Origin of the sequence: Thalassospira sp. A40-3, from assembly GCF_015871485.1 — a bacterium.
Classification (GTDB): domain Bacteria; phylum Pseudomonadota; class Alphaproteobacteria; order Rhodospirillales; family Thalassospiraceae; genus Thalassospira; species Thalassospira tepidiphila.
The window spans coordinates 638,704-654,852 of the sequence record NZ_CP065428.1; the positions used below are offsets into that span (position 1 = coordinate 638,704).

A 16,149-nucleotide genomic window follows, 5' to 3' on the forward strand; every position below is an offset into this window, starting at 1 on the left:
CCGAAAGGGTCAGCAGGAAGGCGTTTTATCCTTCGACATTCTCGCCTTCGTAGATACCCCAGAACCCGTGGCGCGGCGCCCAGCCTTCGAAATCACCAAACCGCAATTGACACCAATCGACCGTCGCCGGGCAGTCTTCGATGCGGCCAATCACACTTGCCGAGACCAGCGCAATCTTGCGGGCATTCTTGTCGGCGGCGGAATAGAGCGTGATGTTTTCATCGGTCACGATGACGTGGCGCGACCCGATCAGAAGGCTTTGATGAACCCAGCCTTCGCTGCCTTCCCAGTCACGCACCTTGCGCCAGGTATCGAATTCCGACACCACTTCCATCGGCATATTGCGACGGTGATAAATCCAGACTTTCGGGTATCGCAGGCCGGGGCCAGAGCGTAAAAATACCTTGTCAGAGCGCAGCGCGACAAATCGCGGGATCGGCAGGCCCGATTCCTGTGCGCTGGCCACGATCGGAGCGGTCAGACTGCCAAGAATCGCCAAGGCCATGAAGCGATACAGAAATTTGCGCAAAACCTGCGGCATCTTGTTGGTATTCCTTCATTTATTCCATTTGCGCTGGTTTTGTAATAATTCGCTGTTGCGAAATAAAATTACAAAAAGTGCGTCAAAATTCTTGCTTTTGTACCTTTCGGCATGGCATCACTGCACTGCGGCAGGGCACAAAAATGCACCATGCCTTATTTTGTCTGAAAAAGAGTTAAAAGACCGCATAGGATCGGCACATGACCAAGAAAAAACCGCTTGTCGTCGTGACCCGGAAACTGCCGGAAGCGATTGAAACCCGCATGATGGAACTGTTTGACGCGCGTCTGAACATTGATGATGCGCCGATGAGCAAGCAGGAACTGATTGATGCGGTCAAGGAAGCCGATGTGCTGGTGCCAACCGTCACCGACAAGATCGATGCGGCGGTTCTGGCCCATGCGGGTCCCAATCTGCGCCTGATTGCCAATTTCGGCACCGGTGTCGATCATGTCGATCTGCAAACTGCCCGTTCGCGTGGCATTACGGTCACCAATACACCCGATGTCCTGACCGAGGATACCGCGGATATGACCATGGCGCTGATCCTGTCGGTTTCGCGCCGCCTGGCAGAGGGCGAACGTCTTATTCGCAAGGGCGAATGGGCGGGCTGGGGCCCGACGCTTATGCTCGGTCATCGCATCTGGGGTAAGCGCCTTGGCATTGTTGGCATGGGCCGTATCGGCCGTGCACTGGCACGCCGGGCAAAGGGTTTCGGCCTTTCGGTGCATTACCATAACCGCCGTCGCGTACATCCCGATATCGAAGAAGAACTGGATGCGACCTATTGGGAAAGCCTTGATCAGATGCTGGCCCATGTGGACGTCATCTCGGTCAACTGCCCGCATACGCCTGCGACCTATCATTTGTTGTCGGCGCGTCGTCTTAAACTGATGCAGCCGCATGCCATTCTGGTTAACACCGCACGCGGCGAAATCGTTGATGAACCGGCCCTGACCCGGATGCTGGCCGATGGTGAAATCGCCGGTGCCGGACTGGACGTGTTTGAACACGAACCGGCGGTGAACCCGAAATTGCTTGAACTGCAAAATGCGGTCCTTCTGCCCCATATGGGATCGGCCACCATCGAAGGCCGCGTTGACATGGGCGAAAAGGTCCTGATCAACATCAAGACGTTTGTCGACGGTCACACACCACCGGATCGCGTGATCGAAGGATTGCTGTAGGCCGCTTTCCATAATGATTTCAAAGGGGTGATGGCGCGTATATCACCCCTTTTTTCATACACTCCCCATATGTGGATGGTGTGACGTGGCCGTTACAGGCATTTTCCCCGGCATTAAACCAAACCGGTTTCAATTTTGGGATGTATGCAAATGGTAAGACGGCCAAAAACGCTTGTTGCTGATCTGGGTGTGGCGACCCCGGCAAATGATGACGTCGCGGCCGGGCTTGCAACACGCGAAGTCGTCTTGCACGGGCCATGCGTGGTGTCAGGCATCCAAAGCCGTCACGCCGAAGAGATTGTCTTTGTGCGTTCCGGAACCGTTCTGGTCAGTGATGGCGACGGGAATGTATATGAAAGCCACTACGGCTGCATTTCGATCCTTCAGGGGCATCGTTACCATCTTCATGTCAATGCCGGCCAAACCGCCAAACTTTTGATCCTTGCTGTGCCGTCTGTTCAGGATCCGGAACAGTTTTCTGCCTTGCAGATCGCCAAGACCAGAGTTCGCGATATGATCCTGCGCGAGAAGCTTAAGTGACCTGTAAGCACGTACCCAAGGGTGCGATGATCCTTTCTCCTGACAATTCCTGACAGCAGATACGTGCCAATGCGCATTGGGCGTTTCTTTCTGATCCGTGCTTGTTTATGACTGTTGCATATCACGCATAAACAACACGGGGTCATCATGAGTTTGATCTTTGACGCACCTGCACCGACGACCATTCCGGTTCAGGGCACCGACGACGTTTTCCCGGTAAATCGCATTTTCTGCATCGGCAAAAACTACGCCGAACATGTCCGCGAAATGGGTTCCGATCCTTCGGACACCCCGCCTTGTGTCTTTATGAAACCAACGGACTGCCTTGTGGTCGGAAATGGTGACTTGTCCTATCCGTCGGGCACGGAAGACCTGCATTATGAGGGCGAACTGGTGGCTGCGCTTTCCAAGGGGGGCAAGGATCTGGATCGTGCCGCCGTTGAGGATGCAATTTTTGGCTATGCCGCCGGTCTTGATATGACGCGTCGCGATGTTCAGGCCGGTCTCAAGGACCGTCGCCTGCCATGGGATATGGCAAAATCGTTTGATGGCTGTGCGGCCATTTCCGCCATCAAGCCCAAGGCCGATGCCGGCAATCCGCACGCCACCAACCTGAAATTGTCGGTCAATGATGATGTGCGCCAGAACGACACCACGGCCAAAATGATCTGGCCGGTGGTGGATGCATTGGTGCATCTGTCGACCCTGATCGAACTGAAACCGGGCGATCTTCTGTTTACCGGAACGCCCGAAGGCGTTGGCCAGGTTGTCCGTGGTGATCGCATGGATCTGGTGATTGCAGATGTCGCGGAACTGTCTGTGACCTTGAAATAGACCATTGGGGGATCGTGGGGCAGGGGCCCATCCTCAATCGAGCAAAAACGGAGCCCGTTTTGAAAATCGTAAGCTGGAATATCAATTCCGTCCGACTGCGTATTGAACAGGTCATCAAGTTTCTGAATGATCAGCAGCCTGATGTGCTGTGCTTGCAGGAACTGAAATGCCCCGATGAGCATTTTCCGCATGATGCCTTTGAGGCGGCTGGTTATGTTCATCGCCATAATCATGGCATGAAAAGCTATAACGGGGTTGCGATCATATCGCGCCTGCCGTTTGTCGAAACCGACATCAAGCATTTCTGTGGCAAGGAAGATCGCCGTCATTGCATGGCAAAGTTCGAAAATGGCGTCGAACTTCATAACTTCTATATCCCGGCTGGCGGGGATGAACCCGATCCGGCAATCAATGAAAAGTTTGCCCACAAGCTGTCCTTCATTGATGAAATGACCAACTGGTGGGGGGATCGTCGCGCAACCGATCCCAACCGCAAGGCAGTTCTGGTTGGTGATTTCAACATTGCGCCGTCGGAAAATGATGTCTGGTCGCACAAGCAGCTTCTGCGCGTGGTCAGTCACACGCCGGTAGAGGTTGAAATCCTTGAGAAATTCCGCCAATCGGGCGATTTCATCGATGCTGTCCGCGAAGTGGTTCCCGAACCCGAAAAACTGTTTAGCTGGTGGAGCTATCGCGCACGCGACTGGCGGGCAAGCAACAAGGGCCGTCGACTGGACCATGTCTGGATGACGCCAAACATGGCTGGAACGGTGCGCAGGGCATCGGTCTATGACATTGCCCGGGATTGGGAAAAACCATCAGACCACGCACCCGTTGTGGTGGAATTCAATCTCTGAACACGCAGATTAGCCGAGATTTCGAAACAGCGGATCAGGCAAGCCTAATCCGCTGTTTTGTCATGTGAAATAACTTGATTGTCTGACCGATCAGCGCAACTCTTCTGGTTGAACGAAACCGGATGCGTCCCCATTTGCACCCTAAGGGTTGAATTTCGCGTATTTTCGGTGAGGCACTACGCAGGAAACGGGCAATGAAAAAGATACTGATTGGTCTGGCCGTGATCATCGTTTTGGTCGTCGGGGCCCTCGTCTATGTTTACGTCAATCTTGATAACATCGTGAAATCCACCATCGAAGAGGCAGGCACGCGTGTGACGCTGGCCGATGTCGCGGTTGACGGTGTGTCGATCGAGCCGACGCAAAATACCGCGGCGATCAATGGGCTTGTGGTCGGCAATCCCGACGGGTTCAACTCCGATTATGCTTTCTCGCTTGGCAATATCTCGGTCCGCCTTGATGGTTCGACCCTGACCAGCGATACGATCCGTATCATCGAAGTGGTGGTTGACCAGCCAAGTGTCATTTACGAACTGGGCAATGGCAGTTCAAACATCGCAACCATCCAGCGCAACGTCGAAGCCTTTGTTCAACGTGTTTCCGGTCCGACCGGTGCGGGTGGCGCTGATGGTGCCACATCTGGCGACGATGCCGCAGGTGGAACCAAAATCATTATCGACAATGTCTATGTCCGCAACGGTGATGTCGGTGTTTCGGCCGACTTCCTGCAGGGCAAGAAACTGTCGGCCAGCCTGCCGGAAATTCATCTGACCGATGTGGGCAAGGAAGAAGGCGGCGCGACCCCGGCGCAGGTTGCCGGTGAAATCCTGACAGCGATCAACACCGCCGTCTTCAAGGCGGTTTCAAGCTTGAATGTCGATGGCCTGTTGCAGGGCGTCGGTGACCTTGGCAAAGGTGTCGTCGGTGCCGTTGGTGGCGCTGCAAGTGGCGGTGGCACCAAGCTGAAAGAAGGTGCCGATGCGCTTGGCGGCGCGGTCAAGGGACTGTTTGGCGGTTCCTCGGACTAGGTCATCGTATGATCGTCTTGATCTGATGTGATGTTCGGCCCGATGGATGTGTTTTTGATCCATCGGGCCGCTGTGTTTTTGGTGATTGCGTGATCAAATCAAAAAAGGCAGGCCGTGAGAGCGGATGTCCGTCGATTGTGAATTTTCTCTATCCCACTGCTTTTTTTCATGAATTTGACTTCTATATATCTTGGGTTAGGGATAGTTATATCCACAATCTGTGTTGTCTTGGGGCTTCGACCACGGACGTGAGGTGGATCGAAATTCGGGGTCAGGTCAATTGATCTGATTATGACAAGAACGGCATGGAACAGGACGGGCCACAAGGCCCGCCATATGGCCTGACAAGACATTGGAAAAAATGTCAGCAGGGCCGAAAAAATAGAATGGGATTGGGATCCTGATAGTCGGTCAGATCAAGGAGTAACACCGATGAGAGCCAAACTGCTTGCCGTTGTATCCGCCGCCGCCTTTCTGAGTGCGTGCGCGAACATGAACATTCCCGGAGTGCGCGATATGGCCGACGAAGGATCGGCTTTTGACGCAGCTCTTCACCAGAATTATGCAGACCTTGCCCAGGCTGAATATGACGAGGCTGACTGGGCCGATGCACGTTATTTCACCAACCGTTCAAAGACTGCGGCGATGGGCATGGATTCCGGTCCGCAGGCAATTGCCGAACGTAACCTGCCCGAAGGGTCCGAGGCCGAGGTTGAAGTCGCCCGTTCTGACCTGATGGCGGCACTTGAGGCCGGTGGTCGTGAAAAGGCTGCCAGTGCCGCTGCCCGTGCACAGAGCAGCTTTGATTGCTGGTTGCAGGAACTAGAAGAAAACATCCAGCAGGAAGACATTGATAACTGCCGTTCGGCATTCTATCAGGCATTGGCCATCGTACAGGCCGAACTTGATACCGGCCCGGCCCCGATGGCAGCGATGCCGATGCCGGTTCCGATGAATGTCTATTTCGGGTTCGACAGTGCCGCCATTGATAGCAAGGCGATGTCTGTTGTGAACGGTATTGTCGAGGCCTATGGCAAATATGATCCGAAAATGATCAGCCTTGTTGCCTATGCTGACCGTGCCGGTGATGCGATGTATAACGATATCCTTGCCAAATCGCGTGTTGATGCGGTGGTCAAGGCATTGCGTGATGCGGGTGTCCCGGCAAGCAAACTTGCAATCAGCATCAGCGGTGAAGCCAATGTGCCGGTTTCGACTGCTGACGGCGTGCCCGAACAGGGCAACCGCGTTGTGACGGTTACTTTCGAAGACGGCATGTAAGCACGTCGAACTAAAAAGGGGATTTCATCCATGCGTCTATTGATTGCACTTCTTCTGCCCTGGTTGCTTTTCTTTACCATCGGGCGTCCGATTGCCGGTGTTATCTGCCTGATCTTGCAGATCACGCTGATTGGTTGGGTTCCGGCAGCAATTTGGGCCGTTTACGCGCTCAGCCAGTATAACACCGACAAGAAAATCAGCAGCGCCATGGGTGGCGGTCAGGAATGATTGGTGTGGTTTGCCAAATGGCAAACAGCAGCGATCCCGACATCAGAAGGCAGGCTTTCGAGCCTGCCTTTTTCTTTATCTGAATAGAATACCGGGCGGGTGTCCTAGTGCAGTTTACGGCGTACACCGCCGATAAACCGACCAATCAGCCGGGAAATGATAAAGCGGGTCAGAAAAAACGTCACCGCACTGGCAACAGACGGCCAGTACCACGCCTGTATTTCCGGGCGCATGCTTTGATCAACCAATCCATAGATGACTGCGGCAAGTGCGCCGGCGGCGAAAAACGCCGTTCTGCGTCGATAGCGGGCAATAAAAGGACCGAGGAGCCACATCGCCTAGTGCTGTCCGCCACCAATGTCACGTGCAAGACGGGCGGCAAAATCGTCGGTCATGCCTGATACGTAATCGAGAATGACCAGGTAAAGATCATAAAGCGACGCCCCGATGGGCATGGCATCATTGCCGATCAGTTCGCGGACCCGTCCGGTTCGATAGGAAATGTCGGCTTCTGATTGTGCATGATGCACATCAAGGGCGGTTTTGCAGAATGTCTCGAGCAAGGTTTCAAGATGGGCAAAGGCGCCGACCTCGATCTGGACCTTGCGACGGTTTAGAATGATCTGCTTTTCGGAGAATGACTTGGCCTGCGCGATCAGATCATTAAAGGGCCCCTTGGCACATGCCAGAAGATCTCCCTTCCATTCGCCAGCCAGAAGCGCCTCCTCGTTGGCGACAAAGGCGTCAACCAGTGCATCAAGAACACCGGCAATGATTTTACCCCGCAGGAATGAAATCTTGCGGCTGATATTGGGTTCACGGTTGTACTCGGCCGGCAGCTCATCGGTGATGCAGGGCAGCAGCATCTTTTCAAGAATTGCGAAATCGACAAGTTCCAGTTCAACGCCGTCCTCGATATCGATCAGGGCATAACAAACATCATCAGCAGCCTCGACCAGATAGACCAGGGGGTGACGGCAAAAGGCCTGATCGCCGGTGCGGATCAACCCGGTGGCATCGGCGACTTCTTCAAGCAGGCCGAATTCCTTTTGAAAGGCGCCGAATTTCTTTTTCTGCGGAAAGGGACTTCCGGCGGCTGACCACGGATATTTCAAAAAACTGGCCAGGGTCGCATAGGTCAGGCGCATACCGCCGTCATACAGACCGGTCCGTTTGTTGGTCAGAAGGCGGAAGCCCTGAGCATTGCCCTCATATGTTGTCAGATCGGCAAACTGTGCCTCTGTCAGGCCTTCGGTGAATTTCGGGTTTGCGTCGACAAACCATTGGCGGATGGCATATTCCCCGGCATGACCAAAGGGCGGGTTGCCAATATCATGGCAAAGTGCCGCTGCCTGCACGATGGCGGCCATATGGTCGGGCTCGATCGCGTCGGGCAGGCTGCCCTTTTCATGCAGGCGGTTTCCAACCATCAACCCCAAAGACCGGGCAACACAGGATACTTCCAGACTGTGGGTCAGGCGGGTGTGGACATTGTCATTTTCCGGCAACGGATGAACTTGCGTTTTGCGCTGCAAGCGGCGAAAGGCCGCCGAAAAAATGATCCGGTCATAATCCTTGTGAAAATCGGACCGGCCAAATGTACCCACACTGGAATGACGCGACCCAAGCCGAGCTGCAGATAGCAATTGCTGCCAGTTCATCATCGCTGTCATCGTATTTCGTACCTTCCGGTCGGACTTCAGTTCTTGGATATCTGGGATGTTTATGCCCGGTTTTAGTAAATAAGCATTTTAAATTCTGCGCAAAACCAAAAGAAAACGGCGCATCTGATGACACGCCGTTTTACAAAGATCGGGCCTGTGGAGCGATTAAGCGCCCAGACCTTTTTCCATCACAAGATCAAGGCGACGGGCAAAGCTGACCGGATCGGGCAGGGCTTCGCCTTCGAGGATGCGGGCCTGATCAAGCAACAGCAGGGCTGCGTCATGAAGGATCGGGGCCTTGGCATCCTTGGTGGCAATGTCAGACAGCTTTTTGATCAGGCTGTGCTTCGGATTGATTTCAAGGATACGCGGGCTGATTTCATCGACACGGTTGTGCTGTTTCATCAGGCGTTCCATGCGCAGATCCATGCCCATTTCATCGGCAATCAGACAGCAGGCCGAACTGGTCAGGCGATCTGATTCCCGAACGTCCTTGACCCCGGTGCCAAGGGCAACCTTGAGCGCGGCAATCAGGGCACTGACCGATGCCTCATTTGCGGCATCATCCTTTTTCTCGTCCTTGGCGTCATCCTTGTCATCTGACTTGATGTCGTTCAGGTCCGCACCGCCACGGGTGACCGATTTGAAGTCTTTGCCATCAAAGTGGCCGACAGACGGCATCCAGAATTCATCAACCGGATCGGTCAGAAGCAGGACTTCGATCCCCTTGGCGGCAAAGCCTTCAAGTTGCGGGCTGCGTTTAAGGGCGTCGATATCCTCGCCACTGATGTAATAGATGGCCTTCTGGCCGTCCTTCATGCGTTCGACATAGTCGGCAAGTGTGGTCCAGCCGTCGCCATTGGTCGAGCGGAACCGGGCGAGTTTGAGGATACGGTCACGGTTGGTTTGGTCTTCGTAAAGGCCTTCCTTGACGACCGAACCAAAGTTTTCCCAGAAGGTTTCGTAACCCTCAGTATCTTTCTTGGCCGCAGTTTCAAGTTCGGACAGGACCTTTTTGGTCAGGCCGTTCTTGATCTTGGTCAGAAGCGGATGGTCCTGCAACATCTCGCGCGAGACGTTAAGCGGCAGGTCCTGGCTATCGACCACACCGGATACGAAACGCAGCCATGGCGGCAGCAATTCGTTGGCACCTTCGGTGATGAAGACCTTGCGGACATACAGCTTCAGATGGCCTTTGCGCTGCGGATCATAGAGATCGAACGGGCGCATGGTCGGCAGGTAAAGCAGCCCGGTATATTCAATCGCACCTTCGGCCTGATAGTGGATGGTTTTCCACGGATCATCAAAGGCGTGCGAGGTGTGCTTGTAGAATTCCTTGTATTGTTCTTCGGTGATCTCGCTTTTCGGGCGGGTCCAGAGGGCGGAGGCCTCGTTCAGCGTTTCATCACCGTCGCCCTTCATCAGCACCACCGGAATGCCGATATGGTCGGAATAGGTTTTGACGATATGACGCAGACGATGTTCGTCCGTGAACTCCTTGTTGTCGTCGGTCAGATGCAGGGTGATCTGCGTGCCGCGGCCTTCCATTTCGGCCTCGGCAATGGTGTATTCGCCCTTGCCGTCAGATGACCATTTCCAAGCCTGATCATCGCCGGCCTTGCGGCTGACGACTTCGACCTTATTGGCGACCATAAAGGCGGAATAGAAACCGACCCCGAACTGACCGATCAGGTCGACATCCTTGGCGTTGTCGGATTTCGAAACGGCATCCAGGAACTTCGCGGTGCCGGAATTGGCAATGGTGCCCAGGTTTTCGACCAGATCTTCCTTGTTCATCCCGATCCCGTTATCGGCAATCGTCAGAACATTACGGACATTATCTGTCAGAAGGCGCACCTTGAAATCGGCATCACCAGCGAGCAAATCCGGTTTGGCAATCGCTTCATAGCGCAGCTTGTCGCACGCATCCGAGGCGTTGGAGATCAGCTCGCGCAGGAAGATGTCCTTGTTGGAATAAAGCGAGTGGACAACGATATCGAGCAGTCGGCTAACCTCAGCCTCGAACCGCATTTTTTCTTCCGTCATGACCTCTTTTTTCTCCTTTGTTTCAAGCGTCTGTCAGCCTCCTCCGATATTGGCAGAAGGACCGACACCTTAACGGGGTGAACTTTAGATTCAGGACCTGTTAATTTTGCCGCCATGGTCAATCGGATTTGTACGGGTACGAGGAGAAAAACTGCAGGAAGATTGCCATCTTTCAAAGTTTTACGACAAAGTAGTCCGTGCCAATCCGTTTGATCCGTAGGACAACCATTATGTTTGAGAACTCCTGTGTCAAAACCCTTGTCCGGGGAGCCATCCCGCACAGCGGGCTTTTCCTCGGATTTCTCAAACATAATGGTTGCCATGACGACAAAATTAACAGGTCCTGAATCTAAACCGAGCTTGATATGCGTCAACGCATCTTGCAGCGCAAGTCTTGTATCCTAAGTATAAACATAGAGGCTTTAACAACAGGGGCGCACGCCACAGTCTGGAAGCGTTCCCGAAAGTTCCCGAGCAGCAAAAATGCGAGGGTAATCGGCAGGGTGCAACGCCCTGTCTTGCGTCCAAGGCTTTACACAGGAGGCCGTACCATGAAGGTTCCCGTTCAAATCACCTACCGTGATGTTGATCAGTCTGATGCGCTGGACGAGCGCATTCGTTTCAAGGTGCAAAAACTGGAAGAAACCTTCGATCGCATGACCAGTTGTCATGTTGTAGTGGAACGCCCGCAGGCATCTCATAACCATGGAAACCGTTTTGCCGTGCATTTCGGCATCAATGTGCCGGGCAAGGAAATCATGGTGAAGCGCGACAGTGCCGATCATGCCCATGAGGATGTCTATATCGCGCTGAAAAACAGTTTTCAGGCCGCACGTCGGCAGCTCAAGGAATATGCCGACAAGATGCGCAACCACTAAGGTCACTGAATACGTTTGAAAAGGAGGCGGGGCGACCGGATGGTCGCCCCGCTTTGTCGTGTGGTGGCACGAGGTGGTTGGAAAAATGTATCAGCCCGACACTGCCGGGGTTGGGGGATTTAAACAGTGCCGGACTGATACAGGGGGTGAACCGACGCGGGGGGAAGTCGCTTCAGCCACGGGGAGGACGTGCGTTATGCAATCGCCTCAAGAAGATGGTGTTTGCCTTGCGGGTAACGGGCATCGCGCAGTGCGGCAGCCCACCATTTGAAGTCGGTCATCATGTGATGAAGGGCGTTATTCGTACCTTCGAGGTCTATTGGCCGACCGGTATCATCGAACTTGTCCCAGGCTTGGGCAAAGCTTATGACATCGCGCAGGGTCACCGCATGCAATTCGGCAAAGACAAGACGCAATTGTTCAACGGCGCGCAGGCCACCTGACATTCCGCCATAGGATACAAACCCGACGGGTTTGCGTTTCCATTGTTGCTTGGCGGCATCGATCAGAAGCTTTAGCTCGCCAGTAAAGCTGTGATTGTATTCCGGGGTAACGACGATGAAACCATCGGCCTCAGTCAGGGCATTATGAAGGTGCGCGACCGCAGGGTGATCAGCGCCAACATGGGCCGCGGGCAGGTTCAAAACAGCGGGATCAATCGTATCAACAGAAAGCTCGTGATCCGATTTTAGGGTTTCAACGACCCAGGTCCCGACCGTATCGCAAAAGCGACCTTCACGCGCACTGCCAAAGATGACGGCGATATTAAATGTCTCTTTCACGGCGTTCTCTCCTTGCCAATTTCGCTTCAATGAGTAAGGTTCTAAAACCTCAATTAATGTTAAGGTCAAGCGCGTTTTGGAACTTTTTCAAAGCTGGCAAGGGGAGCAGGGGAAATGGCAGAAAAAGGCGTGTTGCAGCGCTATCTGAGTGTCGGCGAAGTCGCAAGTCGTTGCGGTATTGCCGTATCGGCGGTGCATTTTTATGAACGCAAAGGCTTGATCAGCTCGATCCGGACTGACGGCAACCAGCGCCGTTTTCATCGCGGCGTGTTGCGCAAACTTGCCATTATCAAGGTCGCGCAGAAAACAGGTATTCCGCTGTCGGAAATCGGTGCGGCGCTGGATAAGCTGCCCCCCAATACCGTGCCGACCATCAAAGACTGGGAAAAGCTTTCATCGCAATGGCGCGATGATTTGAACGAACGCATCGAACAATTGACCCGTTTGCGCGATCAGCTGGGAAAATGCATCGGCTGTGGTTGCCTGTCGATTTCCGCATGCCCGCTATACAACCCCGGAGACACCCTTGGCAGCGACGGTCCGGGGGCCAGGTTGCTCGAACTCACGGAAGAATAGGCGGGTTTGCGCGGCATCAGCGGTTTGGGCCGCGATGGGCCAGTTTGATGCGCCTTAGGGCGGCAGGCAGAAAGCTTGACATGGTGTTGGTTCGCGTGTTGAAAGGCCCAATGATTGCGATGGCCCGGATCATTGGGCTGTCGATTGGAAAAGTTTGATGCAGATTTCAACCCGAACCGGTCCTCGTATCCTTGCCATATTGGGGCCGACCAACACCGGCAAGACCCATCTCGCCATGGAACGGATGTTGGCACATACGACCGGGATGATCGGGTTCCCGTTACGGCTTCTGGCGCGCGAAAACTATGACCGCGCAGTCGCCAAGGTCGGCAAGGGCGCGGTGGCATTGATCACCGGCGAAGAACGTATTCTTCCCAAAACAGCGCGCTATTTCCTGTGCACGGTCGAAGCCATGCCGGTCGCCAAGCAGGTCGATTTCCTGGCCATTGATGAAATCCAGATGTGTGCGGACCCGGAACGTGGCCACGTCTTTACCGACCGGCTTTTGCATGCGCGCGGACGCCATGAAACCATGTTCATGGGGGCGGAAACCATTCGCCCGGTGATCCGCAAGCTGGTTGATAATGTTGAATTTGACCGCCGTGAACGGTTTTCGACTCTGACCTATAACGGGGCCAAAAAGATCCAGCGTCTGCCGTCCCAGTCGGCCGTGGTGACATTTTCCGCCCAGGAAGTTTACGCCGTTGCCGAACTGGTGCGTCGTCAAAAGGGCGGGGCGGCTGTGGTGCTTGGCGCGCTGAGCCCGCGCACGCGTAACGCCCAGGTCGAGATGTTCCAGAATGGCGAGGTCGAACATCTGATTGCGACGGACGCAATCGGCATGGGCTTGAACCTTGATCTCAACCACGTGGCCTTTGCCGCGATGACCAAGTTTGACGGCAAGTTCAATCGTGGCCTGACCGCGGCTGAAACCGCCCAGATTGCCGGCCGTGCCGGACGTCACATGAATGACGGAACGTTCGGGGTAACGGGAAATCTTTCGGGGATTGATCCCGACATCATCGAACAGATCGAAGAACACGAGTTCGAGCCGCTTGCAAAAGTGTTCTGGCGCAACGCGCGACTTGATTTTCGGACGGTGGATGCGCTGCAGAAATCGCTGCGTCGTCGTTCGGATGACCCGACCCTTATTTTGGCGCGCGAACCGGTTGATGAGATCATGCTCGATCATCTGGCGCGCAACGAGGACGTCGCGCGCATCGCAACCGCCCCGGATAGGGTGCAATTATTGTGGGAAATCTGCCAGATTCCCGACTTCAGAAATATCCATACCGATGCCCATCCGAGGCTGCTAACATCTATCTATCGCTATCTTGCGAAACCCGGAAGCAAACTGCCCATTGACTGGTTGGGCGAACAAATCTTGCGTCTGGATCGTTATGATGGTGATATTGACCAGTTGTCATCACGTTTGGCAGGTATTCGCGTCTGGACATATGTATCGCATAAGCATCACTGGCTCGAAGATGCCAATCATTGGCAGGAACGCACGCGGGCCATTGAGGACAAGCTCTCAGATGTGCTACATGAACGCCTGACCCAAAGGTTCGTTGACAGACGGACCTCGGTTTTATTGAAAAGTCTCAAGGACAAGTCTGAACTCATGTCTACCATCACTGCGAATGGTGAAGTACAGGTCGAAGGTGAATTTGTCGGCCGTCTTGACGGATTCCGTTTCATTGCTGATGAAACCGATGCTGCTTTTGAAGGCAAGGCGATTGCCAGTGCCGCACGTCGCGCGTTGACCGGCGAAATTGCCCAACGTGTTAAACAACTTGAAACTGACGAAGACGACAAGTTCGCAGTAAACGGCCAGCTTCAGGTGCTGTGGAACGGTTCGCCGGTTGGTGTGCTGAAAAAAGGTGACACGGTTCTGTCGCCCGAAGTTCAGGTCATCGACAGCGAGTTCTTTGACGGTCCGACCCGCGAACGGGTACGTACCCGTCTGCAGAATTTCATCAATTCCCATATCGAAACGCGCCTTAAAATGCTGACCCGCCTGCGCGACTGTCAGTTGTCCGGGCCGATTCGCGGACTTTTGTTCCAGTTGAACGAAGGTCTGGGCTGTGTGCCGCGTTCGGAACTCGAAAGTCTGGTCAAGGACCTGTCGGACGAAGACCGCAAGGCACTTGCCAAGCTTGGCGTGCGTCTGGGTGTTGAAACCGTCCATGTGCTTGATGCGCTCAAACCGGATCCGGTTGAGCTGCGCGGCATTCTTTGGGCGGTTGCACGTGAACTTGATGCCCTTCCGGAACTGCCGCCGGCAGGCCGGACCTCGGTCCCCAATGACCGTGCGAATTCCAAGGGCTTCTATCTGGCTGCCGGTTACATGCCGGTTGGCCCGCTTGCTGCGCGTGTCGACATGCTTGAACGTTTTGCCGCCCTTCTGCGTCAGAAGGCGCGTGAAAACGACGGCAAGGTGCGTCCGGATCCCGATCTGCTGTCGCTTTTGGGCTGCACGGTCGAACAGGCCGAAGGTGTGTTTACCGCACTTGGCTGGCGTGCGGAGGTAACCAAGGTCAAGAAATCCGAACTTGAAGCCAAGGAAGTCGAGAAAAAGGCCGGAGAAGCGGCCAAGGCAGCCAAGCCCGAGGAAGCAAAGCCTGAAGCGGGCAAAGCCGAAGCTGAAACCGCAGAAGGTTCTGAGGCGGCTGCAACCGAAGCCAAGGCTGATGCCCCGGCTGAGGAAGCTGCAGCGGTTGAAGCAAAGGCAGAACCGGCAGAGGTCGCTGCGGATGCGTCTGCAGAAGCAACTTCGGAAACGCCGGCGGTTGAAACCGACGCCGATGGTGACGAACTGGTCGAAGTCAAATACTTCGTCCGTGTTGATCGTCGCAAACGCGGTGGCGGACAAAACCGTGGTGGTCAGCGCGGCCCGCGTCAGGAAGCCCGTGGTGGCGGCAAAGGTGGCCCGAAAGGCAAGGGCGGCAATCGTCCGAACCAGGGCGGTGGCAAGGGTGGCCGTGGTGGCAAACCGGGCGGTGGTCGCAATCAGGCCCCGGAAAAAGCCAACCAGATCAATGAAGATTCGCCGTTTGCCAAGCTTAAGGAAATGCTTGAAGCCAAGGGCTGATCGTTTCAGATATCATGTATCGAGCGGCGACCCTTGTGGGTCGCCGTTCTGCTTTCCAACTGTATAATATCCCGTTTGCACAATATCCCGTTGATTTCAGGAAATCGGTGGCCGTGAAGGAACAGGCAGAGAAGCTTCGTATTGATAAATGGCTTTGGCATGCGCGGTTTTACAAAACCAGATCGCTTGCCAGCAAGGCTTGCCAAGCCGGGCATATTGTTCTGAATGGTCAGTCGGTTTCCAAGGCCAGCGTCACGGTGGTTGCCGGTGATCGCCTGCAGTTCTTTCAGGGGCCGCACCTGCGCGTGGTCGAGGTTGTCGCCCTTGGTGAACGACGCGGCCCAGCGCCCGAGGCCCAGGCGCTTTATGCCGATCATTCCCCGCCGCGAACACCCAAAAAAGAAGTGGCTTCGGATATCCGTACAGCACCTGTGGCCGAACGCGAAGCGGGGGCAGGGCGCCCGACAAAGGCCGAACGTCGCGCACTTGATCGTTTGCGCGGTGACGGCAGTAATGAATAGTATGTGCGGGTATCGCTAATATATATCCGATAACTGACCCATGCCCGTTTACACGGGGTGGAATAGATCGCATCAGGTTGTAACCTCGTCAC

At 54.6% G+C, this 16,149-nt stretch carries 16 protein-coding genes; 11 read left to right on the forward strand and 5 right to left on the reverse strand.

The annotated features are described in order from the left end of the window. Positions 1-25: 25 nt before the first annotated feature. Complete coding sequence (locus IT893_RS02880; protein ID WP_008890070.1) at positions 26-541, reverse strand: SH3 domain-containing protein; 516 nt, start codon at positions 539-541, stop codon at positions 26-28. A gap of 200 nt (positions 542-741) precedes the next feature. Here IT893_RS02880 and IT893_RS02885 point away from each other — a divergent pair, with 200 nt between their 5' ends. From IT893_RS02885 to IT893_RS02915, 7 genes are all read left to right on the forward strand, one after another. Next, positions 742-1,728 carry a D-glycerate dehydrogenase gene (locus tag IT893_RS02885; RefSeq protein WP_008890071.1) on the forward strand — a complete coding sequence of 329 codons (987 nt, stop codon included), beginning with the start codon at positions 742-744 and terminating at the stop codon, positions 1,726-1,728. 150 nt (positions 1,729-1,878) lie between these two features. Next, positions 1,879-2,268, forward strand: a complete 390-nt coding sequence (locus tag IT893_RS02890; RefSeq protein ID WP_197146762.1) for a hypothetical protein — start codon at positions 1,879-1,881, stop codon at positions 2,266-2,268. Positions 2,269-2,415: 147 nt separating this feature from the next. Beyond that, positions 2,416-3,102 carry a fumarylacetoacetate hydrolase family protein gene (locus tag IT893_RS02895; protein WP_197146763.1) on the forward strand — a complete coding sequence of 229 codons (687 nt, stop codon included), beginning with the start codon at positions 2,416-2,418 and terminating at the stop codon, positions 3,100-3,102. Between the two features lie 59 nt (positions 3,103-3,161). Then, positions 3,162-3,959 carry an exodeoxyribonuclease III gene (gene xth, locus IT893_RS02900; protein WP_197146764.1) on the forward strand — a complete coding sequence of 266 codons (798 nt, stop codon included), beginning with the start codon at positions 3,162-3,164 and terminating at the stop codon, positions 3,957-3,959. 194 nt (positions 3,960-4,153) lie between these two features. Continuing rightward, a complete protein-coding gene (locus tag IT893_RS02905; RefSeq protein WP_063087020.1) occupies positions 4,154-4,987 on the forward strand; it encodes a hypothetical protein in 834 nt (277 codons plus the stop codon). A 432-nt stretch (positions 4,988-5,419) separates the two neighbouring features. Further along, positions 5,420-6,268 carry an OmpA family protein gene (locus IT893_RS02910; protein WP_064782449.1) on the forward strand — a complete coding sequence of 283 codons (849 nt, stop codon included), beginning with the start codon at positions 5,420-5,422 and terminating at the stop codon, positions 6,266-6,268. Between the two features lie 30 nt (positions 6,269-6,298). Continuing rightward, positions 6,299-6,496 carry a YqaE/Pmp3 family membrane protein gene (locus IT893_RS02915; protein WP_008890077.1) on the forward strand — a complete coding sequence of 66 codons (198 nt, stop codon included), beginning with the start codon at positions 6,299-6,301 and terminating at the stop codon, positions 6,494-6,496. A gap of 104 nt (positions 6,497-6,600) precedes the next feature. Here IT893_RS02915 and IT893_RS02920 read toward each other — a convergent pair whose 3' ends face one another. From IT893_RS02920 to htpG, 3 genes are all read right to left on the reverse strand, one after another. Further along, entirely contained in the window at positions 6,601-6,831 is a 231-nt protein-coding gene (locus IT893_RS02920) for a hypothetical protein (protein ID WP_197146765.1), read from the reverse strand. A 3-nt stretch (positions 6,832-6,834) separates the two neighbouring features. Next, positions 6,835-8,169: a deoxyguanosinetriphosphate triphosphohydrolase gene (locus IT893_RS02925; protein ID WP_252724062.1), complete on the reverse strand. Its 1,335-nt coding sequence runs from the start codon at positions 8,167-8,169 to the stop codon at positions 6,835-6,837. A gap of 156 nt (positions 8,170-8,325) precedes the next feature. After that, complete coding sequence (htpG, locus tag IT893_RS02930; RefSeq protein WP_197146766.1) at positions 8,326-10,206, reverse strand: molecular chaperone HtpG; 1,881 nt, start codon at positions 10,204-10,206, stop codon at positions 8,326-8,328. A gap of 551 nt (positions 10,207-10,757) precedes the next feature. Here htpG and IT893_RS02935 point away from each other — a divergent pair. Beyond that, complete coding sequence (locus tag IT893_RS02935; protein WP_008890082.1) at positions 10,758-11,084, forward strand: HPF/RaiA family ribosome-associated protein; 327 nt, start codon at positions 10,758-10,760, stop codon at positions 11,082-11,084. A gap of 194 nt (positions 11,085-11,278) precedes the next feature. Here IT893_RS02935 and IT893_RS02940 read toward each other — a convergent pair whose 3' ends face one another. Then, the gene (locus tag IT893_RS02940) at positions 11,279-11,866 is read right to left on the reverse strand and encodes an NADPH-dependent FMN reductase (protein WP_197146767.1); all 588 of its coding nucleotides are present in this window, start codon (positions 11,864-11,866) and stop codon (positions 11,279-11,281) included. 114 nt (positions 11,867-11,980) lie between these two features. Here IT893_RS02940 and soxR point away from each other — a divergent pair, with 114 nt between their 5' ends. The 3 genes from soxR to IT893_RS02955 all read left to right on the forward strand — a co-directional run bounded on the left by soxR (position 11,981) and on the right by IT893_RS02955 (position 16,057). Next, a complete protein-coding gene (gene soxR / locus IT893_RS02945; protein ID WP_197146768.1) occupies positions 11,981-12,442 on the forward strand; it encodes a redox-sensitive transcriptional activator SoxR in 462 nt (153 codons plus the stop codon). A 157-nt stretch (positions 12,443-12,599) separates the two neighbouring features. After that, the gene (locus IT893_RS02950; protein ID WP_197146769.1) at positions 12,600-15,536 is read left to right on the forward strand and encodes a helicase-related protein; all 2,937 of its coding nucleotides are present in this window, start codon (positions 12,600-12,602) and stop codon (positions 15,534-15,536) included. A 113-nt stretch (positions 15,537-15,649) separates the two neighbouring features. Continuing rightward, on the forward strand, positions 15,650-16,057 hold the full coding sequence (locus IT893_RS02955; protein ID WP_120225835.1) for an RNA-binding S4 domain-containing protein: 408 nt from the start codon (positions 15,650-15,652) through the stop codon (positions 16,055-16,057). Positions 16,058-16,149 lie beyond the last annotated feature (92 nt).

Bases quoted from the DNA above. Each gene is read 5' to 3' on its own strand.
- IT893_RS02880 (WP_008890070.1), bottom strand. From the start codon at position 541: ATGCCGCAGGTTTTGCGCAAATTTCTGTATCGCTTCATGGCCTTGGCG.
- IT893_RS02885 (WP_008890071.1), top strand. From the start codon at position 742: ATGACCAAGAAAAAACCGCTTGTCGTCGTGACCCGGAAACTGCCGGAA.
- IT893_RS02890 (WP_197146762.1), top strand. From the start codon at position 1,879: ATGGTAAGACGGCCAAAAACGCTTGTTGCTGATCTGGGTGTGGCGACC.
- IT893_RS02895 (WP_197146763.1), top strand. From the start codon at position 2,416: ATGAGTTTGATCTTTGACGCACCTGCACCGACGACCATTCCGGTTCAG.
- IT893_RS02905 (WP_063087020.1), top strand. From the start codon at position 4,154: ATGAAAAAGATACTGATTGGTCTGGCCGTGATCATCGTTTTGGTCGTC.
- IT893_RS02910 (WP_064782449.1), top strand. From the start codon at position 5,420: ATGAGAGCCAAACTGCTTGCCGTTGTATCCGCCGCCGCCTTTCTGAGT.
- IT893_RS02915 (WP_008890077.1), top strand. From the start codon at position 6,299: ATGCGTCTATTGATTGCACTTCTTCTGCCCTGGTTGCTTTTCTTTACC.
- IT893_RS02920 (WP_197146765.1), bottom strand. From the start codon at position 6,831: ATGTGGCTCCTCGGTCCTTTTATTGCCCGCTATCGACGCAGAACGGCG.
- IT893_RS02925 (WP_252724062.1), bottom strand. From the start codon at position 8,169: ATGACAGCGATGATGAACTGGCAGCAATTGCTATCTGCAGCTCGGCTT.
- htpG (WP_197146766.1), bottom strand. From the start codon at position 10,206: ATGACGGAAGAAAAAATGCGGTTCGAGGCTGAGGTTAGCCGACTGCTC.
- IT893_RS02935 (WP_008890082.1), top strand. From the start codon at position 10,758: ATGAAGGTTCCCGTTCAAATCACCTACCGTGATGTTGATCAGTCTGAT.
- soxR (WP_197146768.1), top strand. From the start codon at position 11,981: ATGGCAGAAAAAGGCGTGTTGCAGCGCTATCTGAGTGTCGGCGAAGTC.
- IT893_RS02950 (WP_197146769.1), top strand. From the start codon at position 12,600: ATGCAGATTTCAACCCGAACCGGTCCTCGTATCCTTGCCATATTGGGG.